Below are 18,595 nucleotides of genomic sequence, written 5' to 3'. Positions count from 1 at the left end.
AAAAATTAAATTTAAGATTTCAGAATAATCTCTCGTTCCTCAGAAGCGAGTTCATACAGATCAAACACCATCTCATCGATTTTTCCTTCTAGCTCCCTTTGTCTGATAGGCGGTTTCTTTGGGTCGTAATCGGGAGAGGAGGTAATAGCGAGGATTTGATCTACAGCATCAATAAATGGTTTCTGATCTTCGAGAGATATTTTTTTAATTGGTAACTTTCTGATATAAGTAATCTTTACCTGTGGGAAGGCTCTACCTGCCGTCTCATTAACAATTTTTTGATATAAATATTTAAAATACGATGAATTAAAGAGGCTTAAAATATATTTTAAATCAAATGAACTAGAATATTCATCTTTAACCCATCCGCACTGAATGGTATTTCTAAACCATTTCCCTTGAGCATCTATTGTTGCAATTAAGGTTGACGCTGTCTGTCTCCAGAGTAATTTCGTCTTTCTTTGAAACGCGTCTTTAGTAAAACTAACAGATTCATTTGAATTTAAAACTTGCTTATAATCTAGATTAAAATATTCATCCGTTTTTTCGGTAATAAAATATCTGTCAATTTTTTTGCCATACCAAATAGAATTTGTATTGGGGAATCTCTCTGGCGAATCTGTAAATAATCTTTCATAAAGGTCATTTCCTCCTTTGTTCTTTAATCCGATTCCCGACCTATGATACTGAATCCCTGCATCCCTTATTTCCAAAATGGTATTTGCAAATAATTCATCATCTTTCAGAGTGAAATTTTGCATAAGACTCAAATCTACCGTAGAAAAGACTTGCTCTGTTGATACATTTATTGAAGTAAGATGGCTAAAACTTCCTAGATATTGCCCATTAACACTTAAGTCACTAAAAAAGTAATTATTTAAGAGTGGTTCATTTTTTATTATGGAGATGCATACTGGAACAACAACGCCTTCAAATACCTTTTCTCCCAAATTAATTATGTGGAAAATATGCTTTTTTAGAATAAAGGCTCTCAAATCTTTATATCTCGGCTGAGCAAGGTAGGTATTTGGAGTTATATATGTTTCGGTACCATGTTTTTTTAAGATCCTAAATCCAAGATCAAAAAATATTTTATAAATATCGGCATAATTTTGGATGACTTCTGGATAGATAGTTCGATATGTATCTACTAAACTATCTATATTTGCGCCATATGGAGGATTTCCGATTACTATATCAAAGCCACCATTCTCTCTAAAAACATCGCTAAACTCTAATTTCCAGATGAAGAACGGACGAATGTTTTTTTTGCGAAGACTCCGAACATCAGCGAGCTTATCCATCCTGCCTTGTTCTTCCAAAGTAGCTTCGATAAGTTCCCATTTGAGATTATCAATTTCTTCTTTCAAATCCTGTTTCTGGGTTTTACGTGATTCAGAAATAAACTGTTCAATTTTCCTTTGGAGCTTCTCGGTTTTCTCCTGTGCTATCTGCTGTTTCGCTGGGGCATCAAAAAGGCCAATGGAGTTTATATAATCGCCATTATCAGGCTTCTTTGAAAATTCATTGAGTCTCTTCTGTAGTTGTTTTGTATCTCGTTCAATTTGCAACTTCTTCACAGGATCTAGCTGGTTCTTGCTATGAAGATCAAAATATTCTCGTTGAAGGATAGTCAGTTTCTCATTAATCTCAGCTTTTTCCTTTTCAGCAGAACCAGTGTCAGTCAAAAAAGAGTCATCAAAAAGCTTGATCCCTTCATACTCCGACAATAGGCTGTTTCCCTGCATGATCTTGTGCTCAAGGTTAGGAAGTGGATGTGGGTCTTTCTCTTCCACCACAAGTGCAAGCCACATACGAAGCTTGGCAATCTCAACCGCACCCGAATCAATATCCACACCGTAAATGGAGTGTGAAATGGTGTGAAGCTTGAGATCGTAAGGTGAAAGCGCACTACCAGAATGCACCCCCAAAACCTGCCTTGCCCGCACGATTTCATTCAGCATTCCCAGAGGGAACGCTCCTGACCCAACGGCGGGGTCACAGACTTTGATATTGGCAAGAAGCAAATCTAGTTTCCCAGCAGACGCACGAATACTTTCAGGAAGTAGGAATTTGTAGGTGCTATCAATTTTCTTATTTCTTTCCAAGACAATCTTATCGTTTTGGATAATCTGAACTCCTTTTTGAATAAAGAGCTCAAGATCTTCACGCGAGATAGTCTCTCCAGTTTCCGATTGTAAATAATTGATCAAACTTTCTTGGCACATATAATGCACGATCTCACGAGGGGTGTAAAAGGCTCCCTTACTTTTTCTGTCGCGAATTTCAAGCAGGTTTTCAAATACCTTTCCAAGCATTTCAGGATCAACCGCCACTTCCTTTTCGAGCGGTTCATTTTCATTGACGGTAAAGTTGTAACGATCAAAGACATCGAGGATTCCATCGCCCGTGTCTCCTTCCTTTGTTTTATTCGAATTGGAAAAAAGCTCATCAGGAAGAGAAATGTGTGTCGTTTCCCATGAGTATCCGTTCATTGGCTCAAAAAGACCACCATTGAGGAATGGCATACGACAGTTATTCAATCTTGGATAGATAGCATCTCGACCACGATCCTGCGCCAATGCTTCATAGAATAAAGGCTCCAGCACATCATCAAAGAAATTTTCTCCATATTTTCCTCGAGCGTTAAAAAGAGCTCGTAAAAAGTTCTTTGCACCAGACCCCCATTCCTTACTTGGAGCAACACCAAACCAACCTTTTTTTTGTAAAAAATACAGGAAGGCCATTTGCCCCAGTGTCTTTTTGGCGAAATCCACCGTCGTGATTTCTTTGGATTCAAAATCTATTTTGAGTTGAGGATCTTTTTCGAGAAGTCCATCAAGTGATTCCTTCATTCGAAGGAATAGATCACAGTATTTTTCAAAAAACTCATTCGTTACTTTTTCTATATTAAAGGCCTCCTCAAGCTCTTTTAGATTTGGTGATTTGTTACTTTCAAGAAGTGTTACAAAACGACTTTGAGCCGTATGGCTTCCCTCATTAAGTCCCACCAAAAACGACCATCTTTTTGCAGGAGTAATTTCTTCGCTTGTTTTAAGTTTTCCTTCCTTTACATCAAGCGAGTATTCCATTTTCACAAGTGAGAACCGCCAATCCTGCTCATCTGGGGCAATAAATGCCACCAGTGCCGCTACCTTTAAGTTATTTTTGAGGTAATCGGCTACAAAGTTTCTCTGAGCTGTACGAGCCCGTTCAAGAGAAGTACCTTTGCAAAGAAAAACCTGCAAAATATCTACATAATTACCTTCGTTATCTTTAAATGCTCCGATGATCTGATACTTCGAAATAAACTGGCGAAATGCCTCGCGAATGTACTGTCCTTCACGAACTTTATCTAAAGTTTCATAGTTCTTAAGCAGATTAGCAATAAAAACTTGAAAGGATTGTTCATTAAACACTCCGCCAAACGCCTTTTGAACTATTTCAATTGCATCAGTCTTTTTCATTGCGGTTGTGAGTTAAAATATTCGGACAGAATGATCTCTTTTCGGGAAGAAATCCCAATTTTCATCTCCGCATGGGTTGGCTCGAGAAAGTCATTTGAAAGCGTGAGTTTTAATATCCCCAACAGTTTGATCGGATTTACGATTATCTCAGGAGTATCCTGAATCTTCGCGTAGATCTTTTGCGATAACCTTTTCGGGATTCCACCTGCATCAAGCTCCTCAATAACGCGTTCAATGTAGGCCTCATCATCCTCGGTAAATCCACTGAAATTTCTTACTTCCTTGGATTTAAGCATCTTCGCGAGACGTGCGGCATTATCTCTGCTTCCTCTTTTTGAAGAAAATTCTTCTTCCTCAATATCGGTAACCTTTCCAAGCATCTCTGCATTCTTTTCAAGTAGTGTGTAAAAATCACGATCTAATTTACTTCTTACTTCCTGCTCTTTTGCCGAAAGAAACTTTGCTGATTGAAGGAAGTCGATCTCCTGTGGGATTAAAACACCATCATTTTCTACAAGGAAAAACTTTTGTAATTTGCCTTTTCGGAAGTAAGTCAGCAATCTTGAGTTTTCTGTTTGTGATTTTCTTGCTGATCGGGCTTTCTTAGGTAGTTTTTTAATTTTTTCAAACAACGAAGGATTTTCATCCCTGATCTTTCTTATTTCCTGAAGATATCCAAGATCACTTTCGACTTCGGTTTCCCCCTCAATAGTTTCCTTGGAAATCAATCGACTAAAGAGGCTATGTCCCTCGACTATTTCATCTTCAGTGAGAAGTTTGGCATCCGCACCAAGAAGTGAGATAAAAGCCTGAATTTTAGCCTCTGCACATTCTCGAAGTTTGATTTCTTCGTTGGATTGATCGGTTGGGAAGAAAGTATAGGTATAAATTTTATCGAATTTGGTATCAACACGGTTGATACGCCCGACTCTTTGCATGATTCTGGTTGGATTCCATGGGATATCGTAGTTGATTACAACATTCGCGCGATGCAAGTTCGAACCTTCCGCAAGTACATCTGTCGTTATGAGTATTTTGTAGTTATCTTTTGGGATTCTCGCATTGGCATCAAAATTTGCCATAACTTCCTCTCTATCTTCTGCTGAATTCCCACCAGAAAATGAAACGATTTGATTTGGGAAAACATCCTGCAAACCTTCTTTGAGGTAACTCGCCGTTTCTTGAGATTCTGTAAATATGATTAGCTTACTGTCACGCACAACACTTTCTTTTGCCAATTTATTTTTAAACGCAAGGATTTTAGGGTCACGCTTGATAGTCTTCCACATCTCTCGTATCTCTCTTAAAATCTCTAAGTCGTGCAAAAGATCTTCTTGGAAGTTTTCTGCAAAATCACCGCTCGAAAGTTTTTCCGCTTTGCCATCATCAATAAGCCTATCTACGCCCTCCAAATCGCCACGCTCAAGGTAATCAAAAATTTTCTGTGCATGTTTTTTGCTGACATACACCGTTTGATTTTTCTCCAGCTCCTCTATGAAACGCTCATACGAAGCGATAAACCTATCGATAGATTTTCGGAATGCATAAAAACTACTTTCCAATCGCTTAATAAGAAGCATTTTCATAAACTTCATCATGTTTTGCTGGCTCTGTTTTTCCATGGCAGATACACCCTTGAAATACAACATTGGTGTATATCGCGCATATTTGAAATTGCCAGTAATCATTTTGATTGTGCTGAAAAACACATCATTTTCCTCTTCGCTAAATTCATAAAAAATTGGTACTGGGTTTGCTACCTCAGGAAACTTCATGCCCTGCTTTTTTAGGTCTTCACCGTAATATTGAACGATCTCTTTTCGAGTACGTCTTACCATCAGATACTTCAAGACTCTCTCACGAATAAGTTGTGCATTTTCCTTAGTAATGTTTAGATATTCTGTTTTATCTTTCTGTCGATCTAGTCCTTGAAGCTTCTTTTCAAGATTCTTAAAAAAGCCTTCAAGATCAGGGAGATTTGGAATGGTGCTTTGTCTAATACGTTGAAAGAGTTTGATCTGTGCAAGTAAATCTCGCGGAGAATTGTTATAGGGAGTCGCAGTTACTAAAATAACTTTTTTTCCACGACAAATTTGAGCAAGTTTCGTATAGGTTTCAGTTTCTTCAGTTCTAAATCGATGTGCTTCATCAATAAGTACAGTGTCAAAATCTTTGTGTTCATCTCGCTCAATAATTTGATCAAGTATGCCTATAGATCGACACTTATAATCGCGAGCCCGAAATCCAAAGTTACGGAATGCATTTTCCCAGCTTCCTTGATTATGTTCATCCACAAGATGTGGTGGCGCAAGTACAAGGGTTCTGCCTTTTAGTTCTTGGCAAAGCATCGTTCCCATAAAGGTTTTTCCCAGACCCACTACATCAGAGAGAAAAACTCCACCATACTCTTCAACGATTTTTCTCGCATTTATGACGGCATGATCTTGATATTTGAGCTCTTTAAAGTTATCTGGTCTAAAGCTGTGTTCAAGCGCCTCATCTTCATTAATTTCCTCCTTAAAATATTCGTACAAAAATTTCAAATAGAGCTCATACGGGGTTATATCCTCGCGTAGCCATGTGTCTTTCTGAATGGTTTCAATATACTGTTCACTAACATCAATGCCTTTTAGCCAAAGTTCCTCAAATTTATTTTTTGCAAAGAGATGATCAGATGGGTTTTTAAGCTCCACATTGAACTCCAAATTGTCGACAAGTCCATTCTGTGTGAGATTGCTTGATCCCGTAATGACTCTCCCAGTATCTCTATCTCCTTCATTAAAGGTCATGATATAGAGCTTCGAATGTATTTTTTCTTCAGGGTAGGCTCGGATTTCCAATTTTCCACTTTTAAGCCAATCAAGAAATTTTTGCACACCTTCCTCAACGCTAAAATTATTTTCGCTCGCCTCCATTTCTTCTTTGACTGCTTCTCCAAAATTTTCACCAATCTCTTTATGAGACTGTATTCTTTGGATGAGATCATACGTCTGGCGATTGGTACTGATACCAATTAAAATTCTGATTTTTTCAGTTTTTTCTAAGGATGGATAAATTGCGTAAAAACCACTGGTATAAAAATACCCAACGAGAACATCGAAAAAACGAGTATCTTTAATAAGCGTTGCAAACCTGTCTTTTAGGTTTTTACCATCTTCGTTGGTGATAAAGGTTAGGTCGTTATTCATATTTTTAAGAAGTTAATTCATTCAAAGTTATCTCCAGACCATTGGCGATCTTGGTGATAGTATCCAAGGTTGGATTCTGACTGCTATCGCTTTCGATTTTCGCGAGCGTCGTATAGGGAATATCAGCTTTTCTTGCCAAACCTTCTTGAGTTAAGCCCTTCTTTTTCCTCCAAATCCTTATTTTTTGGCCAATTGTTATCGGCTTTTTGGGTTTTTCTTCCATAGAATGCTTGCAATTAAATATTCACAAAAGAACATCACCATTAGTTTACTGATTTGAACTTCTTTTTCAAGACAAAAAACTCCTCAAAAAGAGAAGTTATCATTCAGTACAAAAATCGCTCCTTAATTTTCGATGTACGGCAAGTAACTATGCCTACAATTCGGATGGATCGGCAAATCTGGAGCTTTTCCATGCTTTTTATCGTTACCCGTCAGACTGAAAATCTTTCCCTCATACTGCTGGCATATCGGACAGGATGAGCCGTGGGACGACATTTCTACCAGCTCTAGCCCGTTTTCAAGAAGACGGTTCACAAAACCCGAATTGTTTGCCTTGATGATATGCGTTCGTACGAGCATCTCGGCATAGGTGTCGATTTTCCAACGCTTACTTCCACGATCGATCAGGGCGGTAAACCCACGGTCTTCCACCAGCTTTTTGACCTCTCGTTTGATTTTGTACACGCCTTCACCCTTGATTGAGCCGACCACGATCCGTTCGTTGATCTTGAGCTTGATAAGATCGCTGATAAACTCTCGTCCCGCACGCTTCACGCCCTCAATACCGCCTGCAAAATCAAGATAGGCATCTTCCACCAATGCTTCCACGGCCTCTTTGTGAATCTGACCGAACTCCGTTCGTTTCAGAATGAGTTCCTGTGCTTTACTGTCGCTGATCGCTTGAAAACTGCCTTCCTTGTACTGTTTCGGTACTTCTGCTTCCAGCCAAACGCGAGTCTCTTTCTCGAGTTCCTTGGTGATGCCTTCGATATCCACCAGCACCACGCGCCGCAAGAAAACAACAGGCTTTTTAGGATCGGCTTGGAGAATGGTTTGATTCAGTTCTTTAGCCGCTTTGCGATAAGAGCTCAGGAGTCTTGTTGTTGATGGTGGTGGAGTTAATACAGGCATAAATTTAGAAGATTAAAAATGCAAAACGACAAGTCACGATGACTGTAAATAAAAAGATAAGCAGGGCGGTCAGCAGAATCAGAAAAAACTTGGTGTAGTAAAATAGGTTTTGATCGAGATTTGCGAGCCGTTTTTCCAATACTTCCTCAGACGAGAGGTGTGTTTTGTACGGGTTGGGATGGGTGTTGTAGCTGTTCATAATTTAAAAGTTAAAAGGTTATAGTCCGATCTGCAGTGAATTTTGTTTCTCAGCGAACTGGGTTTTGATTCGTTCCAGCTCCTGCGCAAGTGCATCGCCATCAAGATCTTTGATCTCTCGGATTGCGGTCTCTACGCTTTCAATGCCACTTTCCACAAGGATTTGATGCGTCTGTGCCTCGGTAAAGTGATCACGAGGGAGTCCCAAATCCCAGCCGAACTTGATATCCACGCCATCGGGAATCTTTTTAGTTCCCTCAAAAAATAAAGCGGTCTTGAGAATATCCACGAGCTTGGCTTCATAGCTTCTTTGTTTGCGTTTGATCTTTTTTAAGAACGCAGCCATGCGGATTTTGACGGTCTCAACTTTTTCTGCTCCGCCCTGATCATCCAGCCCAAGAAAAGAAGTCGGTGTTTGCGTAACAGTGCAGATCTGTCTAAGGATTCCCTCAATCTGTTTGAAGCCCTCCTCAATGAGACCGTTGGAATTGGTGATGTATGTGGGAACGATGTCACCCTTCTCCACGAGAAACAGTTCCTGATCACTATCGATCTCTCCCTTCTTGGTCAAAATCCCTTCACCGACAGCCACTTTGGCGTTGAGGTGTTTGATAAGTTGTACGGAGATCTGCGTGATGCGGTCGTTGAGTTCTTCAAAGAGGTTCATGACGCTTTCGTAGGCGGAGATGCCGAAGCGTTCTTTAACCGTCTTGAAGTTATCGATTTGAAAAACAGGAATGTAATCCAATTCGGTGGATTCATCCTCAGGCAGTTCAGTGCTGTAAATTGCCAGTTCCGTTTTCTCGGACTGCTTCATATCGGTTGTGGTCGTCCACAATTCATGGGCAATTTTCCCGATGGTATGGATTTGCTTGTACAGGAACGTTTCCTTTTTGTTATTCTTTGGGTTCACGATATCCACATACGAAGCAATCACGACTGTTTGAGGCTCTTCGCCGAGCCTGACACTGGAAAAGTCTGGGAAGTAGTTGTCGTATGGAACCTCCTCGATAATTGCGACATTATCTTTTTGCCGAACGGTAAAGATCGTAAAGCCTGCAACATCTTGGATCACTGAGCTTTGATAAAGCTTTTCATCGAGATAGTTCTCCTGAACGATATTGTTGATTTTGCCCTCAAGTGGCTTATTGGCATCGTTCTCGTTGGTTTGGATTTTGAGTTGCTCACCGAAAAGAAAATCCGCCGCTGTCAGTGACACAATTTGCCCGACATTGTAGGCAAGATAGAGGAGCGTGCGTTTCTTTTGGTCTTCCTCAAAATAGCTTTTAAGTTTGAACACTTTGCTGTGCAGTCCTTTGAACACGTTGTAAAAATTGTTCAGTTTGGCAACACGAGCGAAGTCTTCATTGGTTGGGAATTGAGTTTGCATGGGAAAAAGATTAAAAAAATATTAAAGGCCAAGATCTTCTCGGCTCAGGTTTACATCGGTGATTTTGCGGGCATGGAAAAGAGCCAGTGCCAATGAATCAGGAAAGTCATCATGTGCTCCTGATTTTTCAGGATGATGGCAGGATAAGAACTCGCCCTTGTACTCTTTGATCATCTCCATCATCTGCATCTCAAATTTAGGAGTGAACACATGCCTTAATGGGTACTGCACTTCCTCATCCCGCAGGATTTTGATGAGGTTTTTGTAGAGATTGTCCTTGGTTTGCATCGAGAACTTGACCCCTTCGGTACGAAGCCTTGTTGAGCGTTTAAAGTTGTCCACAACGGGGTCACCTACGCCCGTAGCATCAATGCAGACCTTCATCACACGCTTGAATTTGGAAAGTTCCTTTTGTACGATCTCTACTTGATCAGTGTAGTCATCACCCCTCATCGAGAGCCACGAAAGGATGCGGAATTTCTTCAGCTCCTCATCCCATCCCACAACCGTCAGCACGCTTTCATCCTGCTCCTTGGCGACGTCCCAGCCTGCGTACACGGGCTTTTCGTACACGGTTGGTAGTTCATACTCGCAACGCAGTTTATAAAGCTCCGCCTTGGTAATCAGCATGCCACGCCCGATTTTCCAGTTGAGCGCGTACTGCGTCTCAAAGTAGTCGCTGTCCTCGCGGTAGCGTTCCTTTTCTCCCTCCACGAACTCCTTGTACTTTTTGAGGAGCGGGTTTTTGGTAATTTGGTACAGCTTTTCTTTATCGGTAATGACTTGCTGATAGTCGTAGCGGAACACGTTTTTGCCGTTTTCAATTCCACGATAAAAGTCGCAGAGCTGATAACCGCCTGATCCGATGAAGATTTTGCTCCCGTTGGTCGAAGCGAGCATCGGGAACACTTCATTCTTTGCTTTTTCATCGTCAATTTTCTGTGCCTCTTCAATGATCGCAAGATGAAGCGTTTTACTTTCAAGATGCGAGGTCGGAGAGAGCGAAAAACAGTAGATCGTATTGCCGTTTGAGAGCTTTAGCGTTGTGCCGTTGGACTCCTCAAAGCCCAGATGATACAACTCCTGCAATATCCGCAGGTTTTCCTTGAGGCGGTCAAAGTCCGTCTTGGCTTGCTCTTTCTGCGGTGCGAAAATCCCAACCGAAAGCGGAGTCGAGAAAAAGTAATGAGCGAATGTCATCACAAACGCCAGCGTATCAACTACGGCAGTGGTTTTACCAGCTTGTCGGGACACCTCGATAAAGACTTCCACTCCGCCTTTTGTAAAAATCGTGCGGATAATTTCGTGAGCGATTTCTCTTTGATAATCCGCAAACGGTCGCTTGAAGTAGTTCTGCCCAAAGGCATCCAGTAGCCGAAATGTTTTATTAAGATTAATTTCCATCAGCATCGAGAGATAATAATTTGGCAAGTTCATGGGTCGGGTCGGACACTTCGGTTTGAAGTTTTGGCGTGTATCTGGCGGAGCGTGATTGCAAGTAAAAACGCACCATCGCCATGTCCTTGTTTACGATGATGGCTTCGGCGAGTCGGTCTTCGGCAATGATTCCAATTTCAATGTCGCGCACTTCTTCGGACTCTTGGAGAAACTCAGGATCAGTCTTTTGCCAGCGGTAAAAGGTCATGCTGGAAATGTCCACATCTTTACAGGCAAGTGTGACAATCCCATGGCGACGTTTGAGTGCCTCCAGAAATTTTTTTTTATCCCGTTTTGTGCCTTTTTTACCTTGCATAAGATTGTTTAATTTATGAGCCTCGTCCGTGTAACAAGTGCAACAGGAGTGAGGTGCTTCCCGTGTGAGAAGTGTGAGAACTTAGGTCAGTTTTTCCGCCTTTTCTCCCGTGTAGTCTTCCCAGCGTTTAATGACCACATCAATGTATTTCGGGTCGAGTTCAAGCCCGAAACAGGAGCGTTCTATCTTCTCGGCGGCGATGAGTGTTGACCCTGAACCCAAGAAAAAGTCCAGCACCAAGTCACCTGATTTACTGCTGTTTCTGAGTGCATAAACGATCAATTCCACTGGTTTTTGCGTTGGATGGACGTATTCTCCGACTTTATCGCGCGACATACTCCAGATGGTAGTTTTGCCCTGTTCCTCGGCACGCTTCATCTTCTGCGCCCATGCAAACAGCTGGGCATCAGTCTTTTGAAAATCCCAGATGGTAGAGTGTTTGCGGTCTCCATAAAATTGCACTTTTTTGCCTTTGATCGCACAGTAAAAGAACGGTTCGTGCTTCCAACGGTAATCACCCCAGCCGAGAGCGGCCGCAGGTTTATTCCAAATCAACTGGTTTTTTACCTCCATGCCAGCTTTTTCAATGGCATATTCAAACTGGGCTTGAGAGGAGGAACTGTGAAACACATACAGTCCCGCACCTGCTTTAACGACCTCCCGATAGTTTTTAAATACCTTCTCGAGAAACTGACCGAACGCCGAGCCTTCCATATTGTCGTTGGCGATCGTGTTGCTGGTTTTTTGCCCGCGACCTTTGTAGTTCACGTTGTAAGGCGGGTCGGTAAAGACGACGTCAGCCTGCTGAGCCTCCATGAGTGTTTTTACATGTTCGGTATTGGTCGCATCTCCGCACATAATACGATGCCGTCCCAGTTTCCAAACATCTCCAATTTGTGTTTTGGAATCTTCTCCCAGCTCAGGAACTTCATCATCCTTGTCGGAATCGGGATCATCCATTTTTAAATCTGCAAACATTTTATCCAGCTCGTCGGATTCAAAACCGACATCCAGAAGCATGTTCTCGTCAAACTCCACGAGCAGTTCCGCATTCCAATGCCCAAGGTTTTTATTCAGACGCAGATTCAGTTCGCGTTCCTTCTTTTCATCGGAAATTTTAATGTAGTGGACTGGCACTTCCTTGAGACCGAGGTCTTTGGCAGTCCGCACGCGAAAGTGTCCGCCGATAATGACATTTTTTCTTTTCGGGTCGGAGTTGACCACGACTGGCTCAACGAAGCCAAACCGCTCCAGTGATTTTTTCAGTTCGGCCGCTTCTTTTTTGGTAGCGGATCTGGGATTGTATTCTGCGAATTGCAGATCAGAGATGGGTACGTATTCGATTTTCATGGGGTGTTAGATTAAAAAATAGACCATTCAGGATTCGTCCGTTCGGGACGAAGTGATATGGTCTTTAAGACTCTGTGGGTTCGATATGTGCTTTTATTGTAGCCTAAAGCTAGGGGTTTTCAAGCTCGGGCGGCAGTTCATCAAAGAGTGACTTGGATGTCACGCTGGTTACCTTGAACACTCCATCTGTCAGTCGGCAATACCAAAACTTCCCGTTCCGATCTTTAAGTTCGATCACAGGAATGCTTTCCTCGATAACGTATCGAAAGAGAATGTAATTGCCGCGAAGTGTCTTTGGTTTTTCCATTATTTTGATTTAGTGATGCGTAAAAGTTGCACGGTTTTGATCAGTATTTCATCGACCTTTTCCTCCATCAGTCGTTGCATGAGAGGACTGATTCCCTCAGCCGATTGCACGAAGGAGTTGAGTTCCGCCAGTAATTGGCTTATCTCGAGCGTTTTTGCCTTGGCCTCTTGGAGGCGGTTGTCTTCATTGGTCATAAGCGATTGGTTAAGTTTCTAAAAAAGTGATGTCGGGATATTTTTTAAAGAGAAGTTTCTTTTTGAGGGCATAGACGGGGTGTTTTTTGGTAATAACGGATTTCACATCCTCTACGACTTGCTTTTCGTCCTCTATGTAGCGGAAGTCGGCTACATACTCGATTTTTCGGTGGGTTTCCCCGTTACGTTTGAACGACTCCTGTAGGATGAATCGGGGCTGTAATTCAAGGTTTTTAATCTGTCCCGCACGCTCAAGGAGCTTAAGTTCGTTGTACCTTCGGGCTTCTTTCCCGCTGTCAAAGCGGATACCATCGATTTCCACGGGTCGATTCCCGAATTTACTGCCGCCATGTAGTCGTATGAATGCCATAGATAATTAGAAAAGTTTAGTTTGTTTTCTGCGATCTTCTTCCGTAAATTTGATGGATTTGCAACATCCCCATATTCGGGAGATAACCTGCGGTTTGTAGGATGCGCCAAGATCCTCAAGAGACTGGTTGGAAGTGATTATCATTGGTTTTTGGTTCTGCCAACGATGATCGATAATTTGGTAAATCTGATCAGAAAGCCAGTCAGAGAGTTTTTCCACGCCAAGATCGTCGATAATCAGGAGTTCCACCTCCTTCATGCGATCAAAAAGCTTGGTGTCATCATTTTTCACGGGGGAATCAAAAGTTTTTTTTACTCGCGTTACGGTCGCAGGCATACTGAGAAATAAAACTTCGACCAATTTTTCCTGCATCAGCTCATTGGCGAGAGCCGCGGCCGAATGTGTTTTTCCAGCACCTACGTTTCCCCAAAAGAAGAATCCGAAACCTTTGCTTTTCATTTCCTTCCAATCCTGAACGTAGCGCACGCACTCTTGGTAAAGTCTCTCGTTGACTTTGAGATCATCAATTTTTTTGTCTTTGAAATGGTTCCCCACGCCTGAAAGCCTCATCGCTCGAGTAATTTTCTCTTCTTTCCATTTGCGAAAATACTCTTGCTGGCTGGATTCCCGAGTCCATTCCTCAAACATTCGTTTGCCTTTCGCACATTCGGTGCAAAAGCATTTTTCGCTCACGCCGTAGGCTTGATAGCTGATCGATCCGCCAGTAAAACCAGCGTCACGGCAATCGCTACACGACCAAGTCGGCATGACCTTCGGTGCTGACGTGTCCTGAGCGAATACGGCTGGACTGATTTTTTCCATAGTTAGAGTTATTAAATTTTTGGGCATTTGTCTGCCAAGTTTGAAAGCGGCGGTCGACATCAAAAGTTTTTTCCAGCTCCCAGCGTTCTTTGGTTCCCGATTTATTTTTTTCCGTCCAGTAGTTGTAAAACTTTTGCCGTTCATCGCTGTCTGTAAGTTTTGTTTCCTCAATTTCTTTAAAAAATTTTCTGGCTTTTTGAGAAGGGGTAAGAATTTCATCAGAAATTCTCTCTCCCTTATCTTCTTTACTTTCATTTAATTTACTTTCTTTTTCTTTACTCTTATTTCCTTTACTTTCCTTTAGGATGGAAGACGCGGACTGCTCCTCGCTATGCGACGGATTATCGACGTCTAAAACTTCATTCTCGCCGTCTGATTCCTCACAATCTCCGTCTTTTTGCCATCGTTTACGCGACCACTTCCTTTTACGTTCGCGTTCATCCAGAACAGGTTTTAAACGTTCTTTGAGTTTGTCCGACCAGAGAACTCCATTATCAATTCTGACAAGCTTCAACCGCTCCATAAACGAGATAATTTCCTTAAGTTTTACAGTCTCCAGCCCCCAAAAATTCGCCAGCAGTTCAACCTCGGAGTCGTCAAAAGCAATCTCAAAGCTCTCACTCTCACAGAGCGTTTCGAGCAGGAGATTCCAAACGGCATATCCTGTAAGGCCGAATCTGTTGCGCAATGCCACAATCTTCCTGTCACTCCACATTCCATTGTCATGCGGGAAGTAGTCGGCATTGTTCTTTTGGGGTCTTGCCATGGTTAAATTAAATTTTAGATGTCTAAAGCTTCCGCACCCTCGGTAGAGTAGCGATTTTCCTGAATGACTTTGATTTCGCTCAGATTCCATTCCTTTCCGCTCTGTACCTCCTCGCAGAAGTCCTGCCAAGATTCTTCCCAATCGAACATTGCGAACGGGTTTGGTAAGAATTGCATCACACCAGTTTCAGAGTCCACAAGCGGGATACCAGCCAGTTCTTTGATTATGCGGGTATAAAGCTCAAGGAAACGGAGCAGTATTTCAGGCGTGTACTCAATCACATACGGAATGATTTGCGGGCTTCCGTCGCGATTCTTAGTCTTTTTAATCTGATCAAAAATCATGCGTTTCGGGTTGAGTCCGTACTCTTTTCTGACCAAGAACCAGTAGGCGGCCGCTTGCAACTCAAAGGCGGGAGCGGCTTCGTCCTGTTGTTTTACCAAGGCGACGGTTTTATGATCCACGATCACATAATCCTCGCCGTCTTTCACAATCAGGTCACAGAATCCCTTTAGTGGGATTGGTATGGCATTGCCATCCAAATCTTCAAAGTTGGAAATAAACTCATCTTCAATGGAGACTATTTCTTTGTAGGCAGGGGGAGCGTCACGGTAAAACTCGACCGCCTGACGGAGATTTTTCTGTGATTTTTCCAGATCTCCCGATTTTCCCCAGTCGATACGCCCCTCACGATCCATAGCCGAGATAATACGTTCCTGAGCATCTATGGTTTCATCCCAGTTGAACTCTTTTCCGTTTTTGCGAGCGTTCCAGTACGCTTCCAGTACAGCATGCACTCCTTTTCCTTCAACAAGTGCGGGGCTTTCTTTTTTATCAAATTCCAGCCTGACATAACGTTTGAAAAAGGATTGTCGGTCGGTAAGGTAGTTTCTGATCGCCGAGATCGAGAGGTGCTTTACGGGGAAGTCCGCTATTTGCGGTTTTGTAAGTAATGTTTTCATAGTGATAAATTAAAAAATGAATAAATTTATGAATCCCATCGGAAGCCGTTGCCGAAATGTCCCCATTCGGCGGTTTGCTCATAGATGGGCTGATCAAGTTCAAACTCCTTGATGATTCCTTGGGGCGTGAATTCATTCCAGCTTTCATCCAGAATGATTTCCGCACCATCAATTGTCGCCGTGGCTTGCACGGGATAGGGCTGTCCGATGGCATAAGCGAGCGTCACAAATACTTCATTTGCATTTCGCTCTTTGAGCAATCGCACCGCCAGACTTCGGGCTTTATAAGCCCCCGAACGGTCGACTTTCGTGGCATCTTTGCCAGAAAAGGCTCCACCACCCACAGGGACACGCGTTCCGTAAGCGTCCATAATGATTTTCCGCCCAGTCAGCCCCGTGTCGGCCGCAAATCCTGATGTGTTCCAGTCTCCCGCAGGATTCGCATAAATATCGGGGAATATTCCGTGTTTTTCGTTTGGCAGATTTCCTTCATCAATCTGTATCGAAAGCCATTCGTGAATCAATTCGCGGAGGGATTGTTTGTCAGTATTTGCCCAGCTGGCGATGATAGTAGAAAGTTCACCGTCACGAAGCGTAATTTGCGTTTTGCCATCCTGCGGGCTTTTTTCGTACAGAAATTTACAGAGGCTTTTAGCGAGATAGAGTTCATGCGGAATGAGCGCCTCGTTTTCATTGCAGGCGTATCCGATCATGATTCCTTGGTCACCAGCACCACCTTCATCGACTCCTTTGGCGATCTCAGGAGACTGCGTGACGATGTGGATATTGCATTCAAGATTGCCAGCAATCCTGCGGACAATCTCTCGAATATCAGGCTTTGCGGTTGATGTGACCTCGCCCATAATTTGGATGAGCTCGTGTCCGCCCATCACTTCAATCGCGCATCTTGAGCCCCCGTCTTCCTTGAGATAGGCATCAAGAATGGCATCCGATATGCGATCGCACATTTTATCGGGATGCATTGGTGATACAAATTCAGATGTTTTAAGCATGGTTGATGGAGTTAGGAGTAAAAGGGTTGTCGTCTTTGAGTCTGTAAAACTCTGCGACGATATCCTCAGCAGTTTGAGGATGTTTAGCGGCCTGCCAAAGGAGATCGGAAACGGTTCTCTGTCTTAGATCTTTATCCCAAATCTCCTCAATTTCAGCATTGCCGTAGCCTTTGGTTTTGAGTTTTTCATAATCCTCGGGGTTGAAAACTCGATGATTTTCGATAGAATGGTTCATGGTTGGGTAAGTTAAAAATTATCTGGCCATTGCAGGCATTGCCTGTGATTCTGGAGCTTCCTCGACTTCTTCAGGGAGGGGAAGCTCTTTTAGTTCCTTGATTTTGGCTTTGCATCGCTTAATAAACTCCTTGCCCTCTTTTTCGGTGAGGTCAGTGGAGCTTTTCTTTCCGCAAAGTTTTTGCATGGTCAATTTGCGAGTTGCTTCTGATTTTTCAGGCGTGTATTTGAGTTCGCCGTTTTCAGTTGTTTCATCTGCGCATTTCTCCATGTAAAGATTCCAAAGTTCATTCCAAACTTTGAGAAGTTCTTCTCCTGATTTCTGCTGGATCTTCTGCTCCATTTTCGGATCAGGAAGTTTTACCGTTTCCGCTGATTCTGCATTGATTTCCGCTCCATGAAGAACCTCTTCGTTTTCCCAGCGTTCATCCTCGGCATATGTACCCGCAAACATGGATTGGAAAGCCATACGAAGTCCTTGAGCCTCAGCCACTTTTTTGACCATAGTGGCGGGCTTGGAATCCCATAAAGTTTCCCCCATATCGACGTATTGTTTTTTGAAGCGGTCGAATCTCTTTTTGATTTTGCCGTCACCATCCTTGTTTCCCTGATAATATTCATTGAAATCAATGAAGGTGAAGATCGGTTTCGTGGCGCTTCGTCGTTTGACCGTGCAATACGCTCCGATCAGGTTGCCACGATCTTTTACCGAGTAGGCATGCTTAACTTGGCCGTCCTCGATTTTGAAGTCGTCGTTTTGGTACACCGCATCCAGTAAATGGTAGTCATACTCAGGATCTCTTTGAGCGGCTTTGCGGTAGCCGTCGCGTCCGATAAAAATGCTGGCGGGATTCCCTCCGTATTTCACCGCCCATATTTCGCGGAGAAACGGATTTAGTCCCGTTGCCTGTCCGATTTGGCAGAGTGTTGTGAACTCTCCCTCGGTCAGGTCTTTTCCATAGATGTTCTTGATTTCAGCAAGGGCGTTTTGCTCTTGCCAAATCATCTGTGGAGATGCGACCGACATTGCCTTGGTCGCCTTTAAGGCTGTAATGTTTTTGCTCATGGCAATTTGGATTAAATGATTGATAAATATTTGAAACACCTTTGTGCAGGTACTGTCTCCGTATTCTTTTCCGTCTGAACCAAAGGAACATTCGGTGAATATCCTTTTGAGTCGGAAGATCGGTTGGTTCTCCTCGGATCTCCGCGTACATGCAAACCGCGAACTCCATCGCACAGAGCGCGAAGCAAAATCCACTGGTGTAGATCATTACTACCACCAGCTGGAAGCACCATTCGTCTGTGAAAATTTGGGCAGTTTGCATATAAAGGATTAAAATTAAGAGTTTTTTTTAGTACCGAGGAAGTCCTCGTCAAGGAGGTTCCTTCTTTTTAGGTCTGCGAACGCATCTTTTAAAATAGGGATCAGACCCTTGAAAAAATC

General features: G+C 42.8%; 15 protein-coding genes. All 15 read right to left on the bottom strand.

Annotation, left to right across the window (positions count from 1 at the left end; all coding sequences use genetic code 11):
- Window positions 1-11 precede the first annotated feature (11 nt).
- Window positions 12-3,467: an N-6 DNA methylase gene (locus IPN35_00970; protein ID QQS59447.1), complete on the bottom strand. Its 3,456-nt coding sequence runs from the start codon at window positions 3,465-3,467 to the stop codon at window positions 12-14.
- Complete coding sequence (locus IPN35_00965; GenBank protein ID QQS59446.1) at window positions 3,464-6,655, bottom strand: helicase; 3,192 nt, start codon at window positions 6,653-6,655, stop codon at window positions 3,464-3,466. Before IPN35_00965 ends, IPN35_00970 begins: the two co-directional genes overlap by 4 nt.
- A gap of 4 nt (window positions 6,656-6,659) precedes the next feature.
- Window positions 6,660-6,878, bottom strand: coding sequence for a helix-turn-helix transcriptional regulator (locus IPN35_00960; protein QQS59445.1), 219 nt, complete (start codon window positions 6,876-6,878; stop codon window positions 6,660-6,662).
- A 122-nt stretch (window positions 6,879-7,000) separates the two neighbouring features.
- Window positions 7,001-7,789: a hypothetical protein gene (locus IPN35_00955; protein ID QQS59444.1), complete on the bottom strand. Its 789-nt coding sequence runs from the start codon at window positions 7,787-7,789 to the stop codon at window positions 7,001-7,003.
- 217 nt (window positions 7,790-8,006) lie between these two features.
- Entirely contained in the window at window positions 8,007-9,377 is a 1,371-nt protein-coding gene (locus tag IPN35_00950; protein QQS59443.1) for a phage portal protein, read from the bottom strand.
- 21 nt (window positions 9,378-9,398) lie between these two features.
- The gene (locus IPN35_00945; protein ID QQS59442.1) at window positions 9,399-10,781 is read right to left on the bottom strand and encodes a hypothetical protein; all 1,383 of its coding nucleotides are present in this window, start codon (window positions 10,779-10,781) and stop codon (window positions 9,399-9,401) included.
- Entirely contained in the window at window positions 10,771-11,130 is a 360-nt protein-coding gene (locus IPN35_00940) for a hypothetical protein (protein ID QQS59441.1), read from the bottom strand. The genes IPN35_00945 and IPN35_00940 overlap by 11 nt, the downstream gene beginning before the upstream one ends.
- Window positions 11,131-11,211: 81 nt before the next feature.
- On the bottom strand, window positions 11,212-12,480 hold the full coding sequence (locus tag IPN35_00935; GenBank protein ID QQS59440.1) for a DNA modification methylase: 1,269 nt from the start codon (window positions 12,478-12,480) through the stop codon (window positions 11,212-11,214).
- A gap of 306 nt (window positions 12,481-12,786) precedes the next feature.
- On the bottom strand, window positions 12,787-12,981 hold the full coding sequence (locus IPN35_00930; protein QQS59439.1) for a hypothetical protein: 195 nt from the start codon (window positions 12,979-12,981) through the stop codon (window positions 12,787-12,789).
- A gap of 10 nt (window positions 12,982-12,991) precedes the next feature.
- Window positions 12,992-13,351 (bottom strand): DUF1064 domain-containing protein, encoded by a 360-nt coding sequence (locus tag IPN35_00925; GenBank protein ID QQS59438.1) that lies wholly within the window; start codon window positions 13,349-13,351, stop codon window positions 12,992-12,994.
- A 6-nt stretch (window positions 13,352-13,357) separates the two neighbouring features.
- Entirely contained in the window at window positions 13,358-14,233 is an 876-nt protein-coding gene (locus IPN35_00920) for an ATP-binding protein (GenBank protein QQS59437.1), read from the bottom strand.
- Window positions 14,234-14,953: 720 nt separating this feature from the next.
- Window positions 14,954-15,901: a PD-(D/E)XK nuclease family protein gene (locus IPN35_00915; GenBank protein QQS59436.1), complete on the bottom strand. Its 948-nt coding sequence runs from the start codon at window positions 15,899-15,901 to the stop codon at window positions 14,954-14,956.
- 26 nt (window positions 15,902-15,927) lie between these two features.
- Window positions 15,928-16,914: a methionine adenosyltransferase domain-containing protein gene (locus IPN35_00910; protein QQS59435.1), complete on the bottom strand. Its 987-nt coding sequence runs from the start codon at window positions 16,912-16,914 to the stop codon at window positions 15,928-15,930.
- On the bottom strand, window positions 16,907-17,149 hold the full coding sequence (locus IPN35_00905; protein QQS59434.1) for a hypothetical protein: 243 nt from the start codon (window positions 17,147-17,149) through the stop codon (window positions 16,907-16,909). The genes IPN35_00910 and IPN35_00905 overlap by 8 nt, the downstream gene beginning before the upstream one ends.
- Before the next feature lie 18 nt (window positions 17,150-17,167).
- The gene (gene bet, locus IPN35_00900) at window positions 17,168-18,214 is read right to left on the bottom strand and encodes a phage recombination protein Bet (protein QQS59433.1); all 1,047 of its coding nucleotides are present in this window, start codon (window positions 18,212-18,214) and stop codon (window positions 17,168-17,170) included.
- Window positions 18,215-18,595: the final 381 nt, after the last annotated feature.

Source organism: Candidatus Peregrinibacteria bacterium (genome assembly GCA_016699755.1).
GTDB lineage: Bacteria > Patescibacteriota > Gracilibacteria > CAIRYL01.
This window is presented reverse-complemented; position numbering and strand designations above follow the sequence as displayed.

Excerpts from the sequence above, each read along its gene's own strand:
- IPN35_00970 (QQS59447.1), bottom strand. The coding sequence starts at position 3,467 with ATGAAAAAGACTGATGCAATTGAAATAGTTCAAAAGGCGTTTGGCGGA.
- IPN35_00965 (QQS59446.1), bottom strand. The coding sequence starts at position 6,655 with ATGAATAACGACCTAACCTTTATCACCAACGAAGATGGTAAAAACCTA.
- IPN35_00960 (QQS59445.1), bottom strand. The coding sequence starts at position 6,878 with ATGGAAGAAAAACCCAAAAAGCCGATAACAATTGGCCAAAAAATAAGG.
- IPN35_00955 (QQS59444.1), bottom strand. The coding sequence starts at position 7,789 with ATGCCTGTATTAACTCCACCACCATCAACAACAAGACTCCTGAGCTCT.
- IPN35_00950 (QQS59443.1), bottom strand. The coding sequence starts at position 9,377 with ATGCAAACTCAATTCCCAACCAATGAAGACTTCGCTCGTGTTGCCAAA.
- IPN35_00945 (QQS59442.1), bottom strand. The coding sequence starts at position 10,781 with ATGGAAATTAATCTTAATAAAACATTTCGGCTACTGGATGCCTTTGGG.
- IPN35_00940 (QQS59441.1), bottom strand. The coding sequence starts at position 11,130 with ATGCAAGGTAAAAAAGGCACAAAACGGGATAAAAAAAAATTTCTGGAG.
- IPN35_00935 (QQS59440.1), bottom strand. The coding sequence starts at position 12,480 with ATGAAAATCGAATACGTACCCATCTCTGATCTGCAATTCGCAGAATAC.
- IPN35_00930 (QQS59439.1), bottom strand. The coding sequence starts at position 12,981 with ATGACCAATGAAGACAACCGCCTCCAAGAGGCCAAGGCAAAAACGCTC.
- IPN35_00925 (QQS59438.1), bottom strand. The coding sequence starts at position 13,351 with ATGGCATTCATACGACTACATGGCGGCAGTAAATTCGGGAATCGACCC.
- IPN35_00920 (QQS59437.1), bottom strand. The coding sequence starts at position 14,233 with ATGTCGACCGCCGCTTTCAAACTTGGCAGACAAATGCCCAAAAATTTA.
- IPN35_00915 (QQS59436.1), bottom strand. The coding sequence starts at position 15,901 with ATGAAAACATTACTTACAAAACCGCAAATAGCGGACTTCCCCGTAAAG.
- IPN35_00910 (QQS59435.1), bottom strand. The coding sequence starts at position 16,914 with ATGCTTAAAACATCTGAATTTGTATCACCAATGCATCCCGATAAAATG.
- IPN35_00905 (QQS59434.1), bottom strand. The coding sequence starts at position 17,149 with ATGAACCATTCTATCGAAAATCATCGAGTTTTCAACCCCGAGGATTAT.
- bet (QQS59433.1), bottom strand. The coding sequence starts at position 18,214 with ATGAGCAAAAACATTACAGCCTTAAAGGCGACCAAGGCAATGTCGGTC.